12 protein-coding genes are annotated in these 14,563 nt (G+C 51.2%); 6 read left to right on the top strand and 6 right to left on the bottom strand.

Annotated elements, in window-relative coordinates; translation table 11 throughout:
• The first annotated feature begins 207 nt into the window (after nt 1-207).
• Entirely contained in the window at nt 208-420 is a 213-nt protein-coding gene (locus tag ASF12_RS08690; RefSeq protein ID WP_056032274.1) for a TM2 domain-containing protein, read from the top strand.
• A 97-nt stretch (nt 421-517) separates the two neighbouring features.
• Here the strand turns inward: ASF12_RS08690 and ASF12_RS08685 are convergent, their stop codons facing one another.
• The 5 genes from ASF12_RS08685 to ASF12_RS08665 form a co-directional block, all read right to left on the bottom strand.
• Nucleotides 518-1,390: a hypothetical protein gene (locus tag ASF12_RS08685; protein WP_056032272.1), complete on the bottom strand. Its 873-nt coding sequence runs from the start codon at nt 1,388-1,390 to the stop codon at nt 518-520.
• Nucleotides 1,391-1,608: 218 nt separating this feature from the next.
• Nucleotides 1,609-4,635: a DEAD/DEAH box helicase gene (locus ASF12_RS08680; protein ID WP_056032269.1), complete on the bottom strand. Its 3,027-nt coding sequence runs from the start codon at nt 4,633-4,635 to the stop codon at nt 1,609-1,611.
• Nucleotides 4,632-5,864, bottom strand: a complete 1,233-nt coding sequence (locus ASF12_RS08675; protein ID WP_056032266.1) for a hypothetical protein — start codon at nt 5,862-5,864, stop codon at nt 4,632-4,634. Before ASF12_RS08675 ends, ASF12_RS08680 begins: the two co-directional genes overlap by 4 nt.
• Before the next feature lie 477 nt (nt 5,865-6,341).
• Nucleotides 6,342-6,677, bottom strand: a complete 336-nt coding sequence (locus tag ASF12_RS08670) for a type II toxin-antitoxin system PemK/MazF family toxin (protein ID WP_056033054.1) — start codon at nt 6,675-6,677, stop codon at nt 6,342-6,344.
• 2 nt (nt 6,678-6,679) lie between these two features.
• On the bottom strand, nt 6,680-6,982 hold the full coding sequence (locus tag ASF12_RS08665; protein ID WP_235533080.1) for an AbrB/MazE/SpoVT family DNA-binding domain-containing protein: 303 nt from the start codon (nt 6,980-6,982) through the stop codon (nt 6,680-6,682).
• A 230-nt stretch (nt 6,983-7,212) separates the two neighbouring features.
• Here ASF12_RS08665 and ASF12_RS08660 point away from each other — a divergent pair, with 230 nt between their 5' ends.
• Both ASF12_RS08660 and ASF12_RS08655 read left to right on the top strand, forming a co-directional pair.
• Nucleotides 7,213-8,580, top strand: a complete 1,368-nt coding sequence (locus tag ASF12_RS08660; protein ID WP_056032261.1) for a sensor histidine kinase — start codon at nt 7,213-7,215, stop codon at nt 8,578-8,580.
• A gap of 209 nt (nt 8,581-8,789) precedes the next feature.
• On the top strand, nt 8,790-9,812 hold the full coding sequence (locus ASF12_RS08655) for an alpha/beta fold hydrolase (protein ID WP_442952507.1): 1,023 nt from the start codon (nt 8,790-8,792) through the stop codon (nt 9,810-9,812).
• A gap of 14 nt (nt 9,813-9,826) precedes the next feature.
• Here the strand turns inward: ASF12_RS08655 and ASF12_RS08650 are convergent, their stop codons facing one another.
• On the bottom strand, nt 9,827-10,465 hold the full coding sequence (locus ASF12_RS08650; RefSeq protein ID WP_056032256.1) for a transmembrane-type terpene cyclase: 639 nt from the start codon (nt 10,463-10,465) through the stop codon (nt 9,827-9,829).
• Nucleotides 10,466-10,618: 153 nt separating this feature from the next.
• On the opposite strand from ASF12_RS08650, the gene ASF12_RS08645 reads away from it, so the two are divergent.
• From ASF12_RS08645 to ASF12_RS08635, 3 genes are all read left to right on the top strand, one after another.
• A complete protein-coding gene (locus ASF12_RS08645) occupies nt 10,619-10,936 on the top strand; it encodes a thioredoxin family protein (RefSeq protein WP_056032253.1) in 318 nt (105 codons plus the stop codon).
• Nucleotides 10,937-11,208: 272 nt separating this feature from the next.
• Nucleotides 11,209-12,714 carry a response regulator gene (locus ASF12_RS08640; protein WP_056032251.1) on the top strand — a complete coding sequence of 502 codons (1,506 nt, stop codon included), beginning with the start codon at nt 11,209-11,211 and terminating at the stop codon, nt 12,712-12,714.
• Entirely contained in the window at nt 12,707-14,476 is a 1,770-nt protein-coding gene (locus ASF12_RS08635) for a cache domain-containing sensor histidine kinase (protein ID WP_155972891.1), read from the top strand. Before ASF12_RS08640 ends, ASF12_RS08635 begins: the two co-directional genes overlap by 8 nt.
• Nucleotides 14,477-14,563 lie beyond the last annotated feature (87 nt).

The following is a 14,563-nucleotide window of genomic DNA, read 5'->3' as shown; positions in this document are numbered from 1 at the left end:
AGGCGCTGCCCCTTTCTGTTAATTATACTGAACGTTCGTTCTATAATAATAGCAAAATAATCAGGGGAAATGCAAATGAGAGGTTAAGAGGGTTATATAGTTAAAGAAATACCAAATATTTTATTAACATTTTCATGTTATATGTAAAGAATTTCTGGCCATATGCCGATAATGGAAGAGTAGAATATATAATGGAGGGATTTACAAGTGGTAAAGAGTGATAAATCTTTTGTAGCAGCAATATTGTTATGTTTCTTTTTAGGATCTTTCGGCATTCATCGTTTTTATGCGGGAAAAGTGGGAACAGGCATTTTGATGCTGATTACATTGGGTTGCTTTGGTATCTGGACACTAATCGACTTAATTATGATCATTTGCGGCGCATTTAAAGATTCAGAAGGCCGTGAAATTAAAGCATAACGATCATTTTATAGGTAAAAAGGGAAAAAGAGCTCTCAAAGGAGCTCTTTTTTGCGTCCGCGTATTTAAGTAGGCTGTGCTGATGCTGCCCTTATATTCAAGCCTCTTCTTTTTTAATTTTCGCGGGGTTGTTGATTTTATAAGGAACGGGATGCTTGGTCAGCTTTTTGGCTACAATTTTAGCCTCGAAGGTGATAACATCGCCTACTTCCAGCTCCTGTTTTTTGAGCGTGGCGCTATGGCTGGACCAGGCTTCGCCCACGAGCGTCCCTTGTTCAGTGATGGACACGGCCTCATAAATGACAACCTCATCATCATTATCGGAAAAATGGTTCGGCACCGTCGTAAACTCCTTAACGGTCGCGATCATTTTAACCTTGTCCTCCGGCAGCTCCAGCTTCGGCGCTTTTTCTTTTTTGGCTTTGCTTTTCGGTTTTTCTTCCGCTTGCTCCGCCTTGTCCGCCGCTTCCTCTACTGCTTCTGGAATCGCTGCTGCACTTTCGACCGAGTCGAAAGCAAAGCCTGCTTCCGCAAGCATTTCCTCGACCGTCTTGGCCGAACCCGCATCGCTCTCGCCCACGGCTGCGAAATCGCTGTTAACGTCAGTGCCGTTTTCTACAGCTTGCGCTTCAACGGCTTCTGTTTCATTAATTGCAGCTTCCTCGCCAGTCTCGTCAGCCTCGACGCCGGCCGCATGCTTCGCGCCATAGCTTGCCGCTTGCATTTCCTTCAGGTACGAAGGATGGATGCAGTGCAGCTGATCGTTGCCGAGCTGTATGACGGCGGTCATTTTATCGACGAAACCGACGATGCTGCAAACGATATTCAGGCCGTGGCCTTTATAATAAAAGGTTTTTGTTTTGCTGGCTTTCCCTGAAAGCAGGCCCCACTCCTGGCATTTCTCCACCTGTTCCTCATCATTTTCAAAGAGCTGGTAATTTTGCGGTTCAATTACAAACGCATACTCCATCATATTCCCGCCTTTCCGTCATTCCGGCTAAATTGTTTTAGGTACAACCAGTTTAGCATAAAAATGGCCCATCCAGCATCTTGGCGACCGTGCGTGCACTTGTGGTGAGGCTGGGAGGGTCATTAGCATAAGGAAGGAGATCATCATTCCGCTGTCTAGCGCGAGTGAGGCGGCGCCTCCCATTCACCGTCCGTATGGCGCTGGCGGCGCGAAGCCGCCTAAGCTTCACCGGCCCAGTCCTGCTTCAGCGTGACGAGCTGCTGGAGCGCCGCGTTATCGAGCTCGGTAATCCACGTCTCGGAGCTGCTGGAAATGACATTTTCGCTCAGCTTCTGCTTGGATTCCAGCATTTCGTCGATCCGTTCCTCCAGCGTGCCGAGCGCAATGAACTTGTGCACCTGCACGTCGCGGGTTTGCCCCATGCGGTAGGCGCGGTCGGTCGCCTGATTTTCCACGGCGGGATTCCACCAGCGGTCGAAATGGAATACATGATTGGCTGCGGTCAAATTCAGGCCGACGCCGCCTGCTTTAATCGACAAAATAAAGACGTTCGGCTGCTCGGACGCCGGGAGCGTATTCGATTGGAACCGTTCAATCATCCGGTCGCGAGTGAGCTTCGTCGTGCTGCCGTTCAAATAAAGCACACGCTCCTGAAGCTCCCGCTCCAGAACCCCTTGTAGCAGTTGTCCCATACCGATATATTGCGTGAAAATAAGGCAGCGCTCGCCTTCGGCTCGCAGCTCCTTCACCATCGCCATCAGCCGCTCTAGCTTGGACGATCGGCTAATCAGCGACTCCATTGCGGCCTCAGCGCCGGTCGTGCCACTGGCAATTTCCGCCTCCATCACCTCAAGCGGCATCCCATCCTCCAGTAAAGCGGGATGGTTGCATATTTGCTTGAGCTGCGTCAGCACGGACAAAATCGCGCCTCGGCGCTTGTTGCCCTCCACCCGCTGCACCTTAGCCATCAGCTCATTGACGGTTTGCGTATAAAGCGCACCTTGCTCGGCGGTGAGATGAACGTACGTTTTCATCTCATTCTTATCCGGCAGGTCGAGCTGAATCGCCGGGTCTTTCTTTTTGCGGCGCAGCATGAAAGGCTTGACCAGCCGCTGCAAATCGATAACGCGCTCCGGGTCCTGCTCCTGCTCAATTGGCGTTGCGAAGCGCTTCTGAAAGCCCTGCGCACTGCCAAGAAAGCCGGGATTCATAAAATCATAGATCGACCACAGCTCGCTCAGCCGGTTTTCAATCGGCGTTCCGGTCAGCGCAATGCGATGCTTGGCGGGCAAGCTGCGGATGGCAGCGGCCTGCTTCGTTTGCGCATTTTTAATATTTTGCGCCTCGTCGAGGCAAATCGCTTCCCATGTGCGCCCTTGCAGCAGCTCCTGATCGAGCATGGAGGTCGCGAAAGAAGTGAGAATAACATCCGCTTTGCTGGCGGCTTCGTAGAAAGCGTCGCCCGTCAGCCGCTTGCTGCTGTAATGCAGCATGACGTTCAGTGATGGCGCGAAGCGGCTAATTTCCTTCTGCCAGTTGCCGAGCACCGAGGTCGGGCAAATGATGAGAGCGGCGGCGCGGCCCGTGCCGCTCGTCTCCTTCATCTGCATCAGGTAGGCGATGAGCTGCACCGTCTTGCCGAGGCCCATGTCGTCGGCAAGACATGCGCCAAGCCCGAGCTGGCGCATAAAAGCAAGCCATGAATAGCCTTCCTGCTGATAAGCGCGCAGCGTCGCCTGCAAGCCCGCAGGAACGGGAAGCGCTGGCGCCTCTTTTTGCTGCACGAGCCGGTCCATCATCTCCTGCATATAGCTGTTAAGCTCGACTTCCAGCCGCAGCTGCTCATTTTCATCCTCAGCCTCATCCGCCGAGTCTTCTGCTGCTTCTTCCTTGCGGGCGAAATAGTCTTTCCGCGAAAGCAGATGGAGCTGAAGCACATCCTGGAAGGAGAGCCCTTGGGCGCTGTTCATGCCCTTCATCATTTTGCTGATTTGCTCCAGCAAGCCGGGATCGAGCGTCACCCACTGCCCGCGGAATTGCAGCAGCCGCTCCTGACGGGCAAGCAGCTCCGAAAACTCCGCCTCCGTGAGCGTAAGATCGCCGACGGAAACGCGCCAATCGAATTCAATAATGGCGTCCAGCCCGAAGAAGGAGCGGCCTTTCGCCGGATTTTCCTCTTCCTTGACCTTGGCGCGCAGTTTAGGCTTTTTGCGGCGGGCGCTTTCCCACCAGGCGGGGAGCAGCACCTGCCAGCCTGCTTCGAGCAGGCGGTTGCTGCCCACCGTCAGGAAGCGCCAGACGGAGTCGCTGCTGAGCGGCACTCTCAGCACATCGTATTTCTCGCCTGCCAAATGCTCGTCAGGCAGACTGGCGCGCAGATGATCCAGCCATCCGGAGGATCGCTCGCGCACAGCATGAACCCAAGCCGCCGGAACTTCGCCGGCGACATCGCCATGCTGCGACAGCCTCACAGGCCGCAGCACCGATGGGTCCAGCTTGTCCTGCAGCACGAGCCGCAGCTGCCACGCCTCATCGGTTTCCTCGCCCGGCTCAAGCAGCTGCAGCATAGGGCGGAACGGCGCATGGTCTGCCTTCCAGCCGACGGCCATCAGCCAGCCGGACGCATCAAGGCCAGCGAAGATCGCCTTCTCCTTCACGAACAGCAGCGGATATTCCGCGCGCAAATCGGCGGATGCTGCTTCACTGTTGTAATAGCGCTGGAACACCGCCGCCGAGAAGGCGGCTTCCAGCATGCCGAGAAAGCCATTCGACAAGCGGCCGTCCTTCACTTTCTCCTCAGCAAGCGCAAGCTCGCTTGCCAGCTCCGCCGAAGCGGAGCTGTCCCACACCCATTGCAGCTGTCCGGCTCGCCATGCGGAGTGGCTCGGCAAGTAGCGCTTGGCCTCCGTGTGCTCGTGCAGCAAAGGCGCAAGCCGGATGAGCGCAGCCGACTGCTCGTCCCATTCCCAATGAATATGCGCCAGCAGGCGCTGCTCGGCAAAGAAGGGGAGCACATGCTCCGCGGGAAGCACAACCAACTCCACCTGCTCCATTTGCCGGATTTCAAGCTCGGTCCCATAGGTGGTGGCCGCATGCCAAGCGAATAGGCTTTGCTTGAGGCGTATGCCGGAAAGCAGATCCTGGCGGTCATCCACCGCATACAGCAGCGCATCGCCAAAATCGGTTAAAGCCAAATGTACCGTTATCGTCGTCCATGATGGGCTCTTCGTCAGCTCGGTGCTCATGACAGCAATTTCCCCTTTCGCAGCTCTTCCTGCAAAGCCCGCAAGCGGCTGTAGCGCCCAGCGAAGGCGGTGATGAACGTTTCCCAGCCCGCCTCGTCCTTGCGTTTTTTATACAGCTTCGCTAATCGTTTCAGCAGCTTGACTGCCGATTTGTAGCCGTCCCTGTTTTTCAGCAGCACATAACGCTCGGCGGCTTGGTGATAGAAGGGAAGCAGCAGCTCAGGCGCGTGCTTCTCGATCGGAGCGAACATGGCGACGCGATAATACAGGGGGTCGATGCCTTCGCTTAGCTGGTAATCGATCCACTCCTGCCATTTTTCATAATGATGAAGCTTGTCTGCATAGATGGAGCGCGAGGCGGGCAGCAGGAGCAGCAATTGCTCCCACATCGCTTCCTCCTCCTGAGGCATTTCCGCCAGCACCGCATCCCAATAGGCGAAAAAAGCGTTCAAATGCACGCCATGATGATCCGCCAGCAGGCTCGCGGTTTGCTTCAGCCAGTAGAGCAGCCGATTCCACTCCTTGCGCTGCTCCAGCTCATCCAGCAAGGCATAATAATCATGAATGCGCAGCTTGGATTTGCGGCCCAGCGCGGTCAGCAGCGCTTGCGCCTCCTCGTCGCGCCCTAGCAGAAAGCTCAGCCAGCATTTGGCGAACATCCATTGATAGCGCGTCTGGGCGATTTTCTGCTGGGGCTTTAGCGCCTCAAGGTGTTCAAGCTCCTCCGCAAGCAGCGGGCTGCCGGGCAGGCGGGGATAGAGCCATTTTCTCCAAAGCGCATAATACACAGGTGAAAAATAATCCGCATACCGCTCCTCCGCGAGCAGTCTTCCACGCAAATCCGCCAGCGTTTCCGCCAGGCGGTCCCAAAACGCCGGCTCGGCATCAGCGAGATCCGGCGACAGTTCGAACAGCTTGTTGATGCTGCCCTGCACATCCTCCATCGCGACTCGCGTGTGGTAGCCGACGAACGTGCCCGTATGCAGCTGCTCCATAATAAACAGGAAGCTGTGCAGCTCGAACAGGCATTTCATCGCAGGGGAAAAAGCGGGCCGCGATTGCTTAATAAGCTCAGCTGCGCGGCCAGCATAGTCGCTGTTTCTCGTTTGTGCGGCCAGCGGCTCCAAGCATTGCAGCAGCCATTTTCGCCACTGCGAAATCGGCTGCTCGGGTAGCTGCTGGAGTGCGGCATTTTTTTTTCGCTCGTTCTGTTTATCTATAGGCATCATTCGAATCAATCTCCTGAGACATTTTCTTGAAGGCTGGGCTTGTGGGCTAGCTTCATTCAGCTTCCATTCATCAAAAAGTGCGAGGTATAGGCAATTATGGTTATGTATTTGGATATATAGAGACTTTGGCGGACACAGCAGCCGTTATTCTCTGCAAAAATGGTTTTTGGCCGTGCTGGCGGACACAGAAGCCGCTAATCGCCCCTATTCCTCCTATTTGAAGCGATAGGGTGTGGCATAACGGCTTCCCTGTCCGCGCAACAGTCGAAAACATGAAAATTGCTGAAATAGCGGAATGTCAGTCCTTTTAAATGGAGAATATTCGTGCTGAGCTGACCGAGCGCTTTAGTATGCTGCTCTTGTTCGCCCACCGTTTTTCTCATCCTAACTATACGCGAATAAAAATAGAGTTGGCAAATCGCTCATTCATACGAAATCGCCGCGCTCCTAATGGTTAAGGGCGCGGCGATTGCTTAATTAGGCCAGTATAGAGCGCGTGTTGCGCAGCACAGCTTTCATGAAAGGAGAATCTACAGGGACGCTGCCCATAATTTTAATTTTCCGTTTCTGCACGTCGAGACTTTTCATTTGATTGGTCAGGACAACTCCAGAGAAGGCAAGACCGCCAGGCAACGCGACTTCAAACGGATATTCTTTAATTTGGCTCGTAATGGGACACACAACTGCAAAGCCGGTTAGTTCGTTAAAATCAGCCTCGGACAACACAAGAGCTGGTATTCTCCCAGCCTGCTCATGACCAGCTTGGGGATCAAAATCCAGCCATATTAAATCGCCGCGCTGGGGGATAGGTATCGTCAAATGAGCTCGTCTCCTTCAATGCCAACATCGAATTCCTCATGCCGTGGGGAAGCGGGCTGGATTTTAGCAAGGAGTTGCTTTAAATGAGTGCGCAGCTCTTCATTCGTTTCTTGCTGTTGTTTCATAGGACGCAGCAGCAATTCATTTTCAGGAGTAATGACCAATTCGATTTCAGCGCCCTCCTCCAAATTCAGACGTTTAAGAAGCTGATTCGGAATCCGGACAGCACTGCTGTTTCCCCATTTACTAAGCGTTACAGTCGTCATTGGGCTCATATCCTCTCTCTTCTGGTCTTTCAAGTATACTTCACCCCTTTTATCATGTATATACTTAGGATATACATCTTCCGACAATCGGATACTCGATGACCGAAGGAAAGGCACCTAAATCCCATTATTATATCTCCTTGCTATAATAGTATAATGATTACTACTGAATAGGATACGAAACAGGGAAAGAGGGATTGGATGCTTATTATTTTTCAACTCGAAACGGTTCGTAGGCTTGGCTATCGACTTGAGGTGCAACAATGATCAAATCATTATATACACGCGTAGTCCTAATATTCCTAGTCTCCGTGATCGGGAGCACGATCATTGCTTTTTTAGCAGCCACTTGGCTATTTGAAGATCAATTGAACGAAAACTCGCAAATTCTTTTGCGTAATTTTGGACATGACATCGCCTCGATCTACGAAACCATTCCTTCGCGTGAAGCGGACGCGTTAGTTAGTAAAATGAAGCAGCTCAATTCCTATCATATTCGAATTTATGAAGCAACGGATCGATTCCAGTCTTTTGGAGCGCTGGGCGGACATAAGCCTGCTGCTATAATAACGGAGCAAGTAAAACAGGTATTAGCTGGGGAAACGGTTCAAGGCAATAAGGAAGGTGTTACGGTTGCCTACATTGGATTTCCGTTGAACACAGATATGGGGACGAAAGCGATGTTTGTGGAGACGCTCTCCCCTCCGTCCACCTCATTTGTCATAAAATGGGGATTAACGATTGCAGCCTATTCGTTAATTACAGGAAGCTTGTTTGTTCTAATTGCCTCGATCTTCATCATAAGCCCGATTAACAAGCTGACAAAAGCGACCAGACGGATAGCGGCTGGAGACTTCAACGTCAAGCTGAATATTAAGCAGACGGGTGAATTAGGCACTTTGGCTCGCAGCTTCGAAGAAATGATGCATGATCTGCAGCGGCTGGAGCAGATGCGCAGGGAATTCGTAACGAACGTATCGCATGAGGTACAATCGCCGCTCACCTCGATATCCGGTTATGCGATAGCGCTCAAGCAAGAAGGCATCGGAGCTAGCGAGCGCAGCCGTTATCTCGATATTATTATTAATGAAGCCAAGCGGATGTCCAAGATGAGCGATAGTTTGCTCAAGCTAAGCATGCTCGAATCACAGTCACAGCAGCTGCAACTCGTAACGCTCAGACTTGATGAACAGATTAGGCGAGTCATCGTCGGGATTCAGCCGCAATGGTCGGCGCGGAACATCCATTTTGAGCTTAATTTGAAGCCAGCTATGCTAACGGCTGATCACGATCAGCTAAATCAGGTATGGATCAATATCATTGGCAATAGCATCAAATTTTCCAACGATGGCGGCATGATTACAGTCAGCATCGAGCAAGACATCAAACATTTGACCGTCCGAATATCAGACGAGGGCATTGGTATTTCACTAGAGGACCAGAAGCGTATATTCGAGCGTTTCTTTAAGGCAGATCGCTCTCACAGCCGAAAATATGAAGGCAGCGGCATGGGTCTGGCCATCGTTAAGCAGATTATTTCGCTTCATCAAGGCGATATTCGAGTGGAAAGCGAACCGGGTCTGGGAACGACCTTCATCATCACCTTGCCCGTCACAATGCTGGCTGAATAAGAGGCTTATCCATCATTATCTCATAGCGGTCCCCTCGCTTCTCCCCATGCCTGCGTCATCAGGTACAAGCCTCCTGCCTATGATGACGCAGGTTTTTTTGCGTGTTCATATTCCGTTCATCCTGCCGGCATATAGAGTACATTTTCATCGTGTAAGCTTTCCCTATCGGCCCTTAAGGGCGCCCAGTAGAGAGATGACGATAGGAGAAGATGCAAGTGGAAATACGAGAGGTAAACAAGATGGAGCTGGATACAACAACAAATAAAAAGCCAGCCAGCAGGTTGAAAAAATGGCTTCGCAGGTTGCTTAAAGTAATAGCGGCCATAGGAATAGCAATCGTCGTTTTTATAGCCGTCGTTTTTTTCGTGAATTTGTTCAGCAGCAAATCAGAGCAAGCGAAATTATTGCCTTATGGCCAGTCGGTAGCTGTAGATGGGAAATATATGAATGTATCGACCCATGGACAAGGAGAAGAAACGATCGTGCTCCTGCCAGGTTATGGCACAGCAGCGCCGGCACTTGATTTTAAGCCGCTAATCGAACAACTGTCACCGTATTACAAAGTCGTCGTAGTTGAGCCATTTGGTTATGGATTAAGCGATCTGACCGACAAGGAACGAAGCACAGAAAATATAGTAAGTGAAATTCATGAAGCGCTGCAAAGTCTCCATATTGACCGTTACATTTTAATGGGCCACTCCATTTCAGGATTATACAGCTTAGATTATGTGAACAAATATCCAAGCGAAGTGAGCGCATTTGTCGGACTCGACAGCAGTGTCCCAACGCTCAAAGAGCAGAAGATAGGATCTTCCATATTAAAGACGCTTAGCCTGCTCAGAGAATCAGGCTTCGCCAGATTGCAATTGAAATTAGGCGATGACCCTTATGCTGAATTGCCATATGATGATCAAACCAAAGAGCAACTGAAAATCATGATTCGCAAAAACATTTATAATTCCAGTCAATTAAATGAAGCCGGAAGTATGTATGCTAATTTTGAAGCAGCAGAACAATTAACCTTCCCAAAAGCTCTTCCCGTTATTTTCTTTATCCAAGCCAATCATCCAGTAACGGATAGATGGATACCCGAGCATGAGAAGCAAATCAAGGATTCTGTTCATGGGAAAATAGTGTTATTTGAAGCAGACCACTATTTATATCGTACTCATTCGGCAGAAATCGTTGAAAACCTCAGGATGTTTATGGATCAAATAAAACAAGACAAATAGACGATTTTTGCGTCTTATGTTACAATCTGCTGCGAATTGTCCTGTTTTGCGCCGGGGCGCTGCACGATTTTCACCGAACGGCTTTGCACGAGTAAAATATAGCCAACATCAAAAAGGAAAATAAGGACATACATGAACATCAGCAGCAGGGAATCCGGGTAGAGCTTGTAGCTGAGCACGGAGGCGCATAGGGTGCCGAGCATTTTCGCCCAGGCAATAAAACGGGACTGCCCTAGCAAGTCCTTCTGGAACAGCATTTGAATAAACAATATGGACATCATCAAATTGATGCCAAAGGCGGTATATTTGCCCTCCGGGTCATGGAATTCGACCGAGACGCCATAATGCAGCAAGAAGGCGGTAGCGAGCAGAGAGCCTACGATGACGGCAATTTTTTTCGGTGAATAGTCATTGCGGGTGTAATACAAAAATTGCAGCAAAATGATGATGTCGAGCGCGAACCAGACGATTGTAATGATTTGCTGAAGCGGGTTGAAGGGCATGAAAAAGCCAAACAGCAGCTCCCACGTCAGGTTGGCACAGAGCGCAGCCAAAGGCATGCCGCACGTCCTGTCCTTAAAGCCTTGATAAATAATAAGCAGATAGGTGATTGTCCAAAAAAACGCCATTCCGAGCAGCAGCAGCAGGTCCATCAAGCCTTATCGCATCCTTTCCAAAAACGGTTGTTATAAAAACGTATGTTGGCGGCTGCTCGTCTATGTCTTATGTTAAAATAGAAGACAACGAAGCTGGCCGGGTGCCGCTGGGCACATATACAGCCAGAGCAAGGAAAGAAGGAAGAGCGTATGGCAATTTATGAAATTGAAGAGGATGAGTGGCTGCGTCTGGCGCGAATCGGCAATGGGAAGGATGCGCTGCTGTTCTCCAGCCCTTTCTGCGGAACGTGCAAGGTAGCCGAGCGGATGCTGGACATCGTTCAGGCAGCGGAAGTGCCGACGACGATGTATAAAATTAACATCAATTACGCGCCCAAGCTGCGCGAGGCTTGGAAAATTACGAGCGTTCCCTGCCTAGTGCTGGTGAAGGACGGCGAGCCCCAGCGGTTCGAATACGCGATGCGCTCTGTCGATTATCTTTACAAGCTGCTGAAAGAGGATGAGTAGCTATATATACTTTATAAAAATGGCACATCGGAGCATGCTCCGATGTGCCGTTTTTTGAATATAGGAAAGGATATGATTTTCTCGTAATGATACGCGCTGCGCCGCCAAAGGACGGCGACAGCCGTTTCATCTTGTTTTTTACCTGAAAAAAGCAGACATCGACCTGAAATAAACAACGGTAGGAAAAAATCCAGCTCTCCATTACGATGAAGGAGAATAAGGCGGGTATACTAGAATTATTTAGAAGGTGCTTTGCAGGGAGGATGGGGAAAATGCTGAAAGCGGTTGTATTTGATGACGAATATATTGTCCGCCAAGGGCTGAGCCAAATGATCGACTGGCAGCGTTATGGCGTCGAGCTGGTAGGAACGGCGGGAGACGGCTTATCGGCACTAGAGATGTTTCGCGAACAGCGGCCGGACATTGTGCTGACGGATATTCGGATGCCGGGCATGGACGGACTGAGGCTCATTGAGACGGTGGCAGGCGAAGCAGGGGATACGATGTTTATTGTGTTCAGCGGCTTTAATGAATTTGAATATGTGATGCGGGCGATTGGGCTTGGCGTTGTTGATTATTTGGAGAAGCCGGTTACGGTAGAGAAAATAGATGAAGTGATGCGCAAAGCAATCGAGCGAATTGAGAAGCAGCAAGCATTCAGCTCCATGAAATCCAAATGGGAGGCGTCGAAGCAGGAGCTGCTGGAGAAAGCGACGCTGAACTTGCTGTTAGCGGGCGATAGTGCGCTAGGCAAATGGAAGGAAAGCTATGGCCCGGAGTGGGAAGCGATTGCGGGCATTACGGTGCTCGCTTTTTCCTCGGAATGTGTAGAGCTGCCAGAAAGTGCCGCTTATCAAATCGTTGAGGTGACGAATGGGGCAGACCGGCTGTCGGCGGTGCTTCATTTCAAGCTGCCCGCAGACGAGCTGTGGGAGCAGCTTATGCTGCAGGGCGGAGACTGTGAGCTGTTCGCAGCAGGAGGAACCTATGCAACGCTAGCAGAAGCGCCAAAAAGCTGCAAGGAAGCGCTGCGGGCGCTGCGCTACGGCCGGTTTTTGGAGGAAAGCGGCTTGATCCGCATTGAGGAAATGGAAGGCAGCGATGAGCTGGCAGGCCATTTGACGAAGCATGAGGAGTCGGTCATTTTCTCCTTGCGCACGGGGGACAAGAAGGGGCTGCTGGCTGCGTTGGACGAATTCGAGGTGTCGGTTGGGGAGCAGAAGCTGGACCCGGAGCAGGCGGAGCGCGAAATTTTGCAGCTCGTTTATGTGGGCCTTGAGGTGCTGAAGGAGACGGGGCGGGACATTCGCTCTCTCGGCAAGGTCGCGCATCAGGAGCTTGGCGTCATGCATACGCGCGAGGAAATGTTCCGCTGGCTCCGGGGCAAGGTGGAGGCGATGCTGACGGCCGTTACCGAAGCTAGGCGCTCCGCGAAGCATGCGGCGGTCGAGAAGGCGCTTGCCTATATGGAGGCTCGCTTTGGGCAGGACATTTCCTTGCAGGAGCTGGCGGAGCATGTTGGCCTGAATGCGACGTATTTCAGCCTGCTTTTCAAAGAAGAGATGGGCATCTCCTATATTAAGCATTTGACTCATGAACGGATGGAGCGTGCAAAGGTGATGCTGCGAGAAGGGATGCTCGTCGGGGAAGTCAGCGAGAAGGTCGGTTATCTCAACTACAGGCATTTTACGGAAACGTTCAAAAAACTCATAGGCATGACGCCTAAGCATTACCGGGAAGCCTACTCGATCGAGCGTAAGGAAGATGGCCATGCCTAAAAAACGGCTAGTAGAATGGCTGCGGTTCAAAAAAATCCGAAGCCGGTTTTTGGCGGCAATGATTCTGCTCATCGTGCCTTCGATTATGCTGCTCGGCTACATTTCCTTCAATATTACGAAGGACACGCTGACGGATATGAATGAAAAAACGAATTTGGACCATTTGCGTACGTCCAGCGAGGTGGCCGACCTATTATTTCGAAATATTAACAATTTTCATCTATCTATTGTTGTCAACGATGCCATTCGGCAGAGCCTGCGCAGCAGCGGAGAAAATCCGGGCAGCCAGCCCGATACGGTGAACAGCACAACCTCCTCGCGGCTCAAAGGCTTAATCAGCAGCAGCTTTGCTGATACGCGTTATGTAACCTCGGTCTGTCTGCTTGATCTAAAGCTGCACACCTACTGCTTTGGCCGCTCCGATGATGCGGGCGTGTATGAAGGAAGCGATAAAATAGCCAAGATTACAAGCTCGGACTGGTACAAGGCGGCGTATGAGAGCAAGGGAAAGGTTGTGTATTATCCGTCAGATATTTTTGACGATACGAATAAGTCCTTTTCTACCGTGAAGCTGTTTCGCGATGCGGAGGACCCGGGCGGCCAGCCGATTGGCATTCTCGTCATCAATGTATCCAAGACGATTTTTGATAAAGTGTTCGGGGGCAGCAAGGAGAACGGCTCCTTCATGGTGCTCAGCGAGGGGACTGGCTCGACAAAAGCAGTATACAGCCATAATGATACTGTTCCGCTTGCTGGCGGGACCATCTCGGAAACGCTGGGCCACTTGAAGGATGAAGGCTTTCTGGTCAATCCTTATTATAATCAGACGACAAGCTGGACGCTGGTCCATCTCGTCGAATCGAAGGAGCTGCTAAAGCATACCCAATACATTGGCCTGGCGACGACGCTTATTGCCGCGGCTTTCGCGGTGACAGCGCTGATTCTATCCTTTTTTATATCGGGAACCATCACAAGGCCGCTGCTGCGGCTGAAAAAAATGATGAACGACTGGACGCTTGGCAAGCGCGATTTTCCGGCGGAATTTGCCCAGGATGAGGTCGGTGTCATCGGTGAAACGTTCAAGCGCATTGCCCGCGAAAATGAGGAGCTGAATGCGCGGCTCATCAACTCGGAGCTGAAGGAGCGGGAGGCGGAGCTTAGGGCGCTGCAATCGCAAATTAAGCCGCATTTTTTGTATAATACGCTGGATTCGATCTATTGGATGGCGATTTTGCAAAATAATAAAGAGGTCGCCCAAATGGCGGTATCTCTCTCCGAAAGCTTCAAGCTCAGCTTGAACAAGGGCAAGGAGACGATTCTCGTATACAACGAATTGAAGCATATCGAGCATTATTTGAACATCCAAAACATTCGGTTCAACAACCGCTTCCACTATATCGAGGAGGTGGAGGAGACGATCAAGGGGCTGGAGATCATGAAGCTGCTGCTGCAGCCGCTGGTCGAAAACGCCATTTACCATGGTTTGGAGCCGAAGGTCGGAAAAGGAACGATCCGTTTGACGGGTGGAACTGACGGGCCGTATTTGATTTTCACGGTCGAGGATGACGGGGTGGGGATGGCGGATATGGCCCAGACAGAGCAGGGCTACGGCATGCGCAACGTTAAGGAACGGCTGTCGCTGTCTTATGGGGAAGGCAGCTCGCTGACCGTCTGGAGCCGAGAAGGAGAGGGCACCCGTGTGACCCTGCGCTTCAACCCATCGAACCTACCTAAAAAAAACCGACACTCACCTGAAAAATGAAGCGCTTTCATAAAGGTCATTTCCTCTCTACAATAAGGGTATAGAAAGCTACTTATACAGCATCAGCGACAACGAACGAGGGGGAAC

Source organism: Paenibacillus sp. Leaf72, assembly GCF_001422685.1.
In the GTDB taxonomy this organism is placed as follows: domain Bacteria; phylum Bacillota; class Bacilli; order Paenibacillales; family Paenibacillaceae; genus Pristimantibacillus.
This window is presented reverse-complemented; position numbering and strand designations above follow the sequence as displayed.

What these genes read in the sequence shown, in the direction of transcription:
- ASF12_RS08685 (WP_056032272.1), bottom strand. Translation starts at nt 1,390, where the DNA reads ATGGAGTATGCGTTTGTAATTGAACCGCAAAATTACCAGCTCTTTGAA.
- ASF12_RS08680 (WP_056032269.1), bottom strand. Translation starts at nt 4,635, where the DNA reads ATGAGCACCGAGCTGACGAAGAGCCCATCATGGACGACGATAACGGTA.
- ASF12_RS08675 (WP_056032266.1), bottom strand. Translation starts at nt 5,864, where the DNA reads ATGATGCCTATAGATAAACAGAACGAGCGAAAAAAAAATGCCGCACTC.
- ASF12_RS08660 (WP_056032261.1), top strand. Translation starts at nt 7,213, where the DNA reads ATGATCAAATCATTATATACACGCGTAGTCCTAATATTCCTAGTCTCC.
- ASF12_RS08655 (WP_442952507.1), top strand. Translation starts at nt 8,790, where the DNA reads ATGCAAGTGGAAATACGAGAGGTAAACAAGATGGAGCTGGATACAACA.
- ASF12_RS08650 (WP_056032256.1), bottom strand. Translation starts at nt 10,465, where the DNA reads ATGGACCTGCTGCTGCTGCTCGGAATGGCGTTTTTTTGGACAATCACC.
- ASF12_RS08645 (WP_056032253.1), top strand. Translation starts at nt 10,619, where the DNA reads ATGGCAATTTATGAAATTGAAGAGGATGAGTGGCTGCGTCTGGCGCGA.
- ASF12_RS08640 (WP_056032251.1), top strand. Translation starts at nt 11,209, where the DNA reads ATGCTGAAAGCGGTTGTATTTGATGACGAATATATTGTCCGCCAAGGG.
- ASF12_RS08635 (WP_155972891.1), top strand. Translation starts at nt 12,707, where the DNA reads ATGCCTAAAAAACGGCTAGTAGAATGGCTGCGGTTCAAAAAAATCCGA.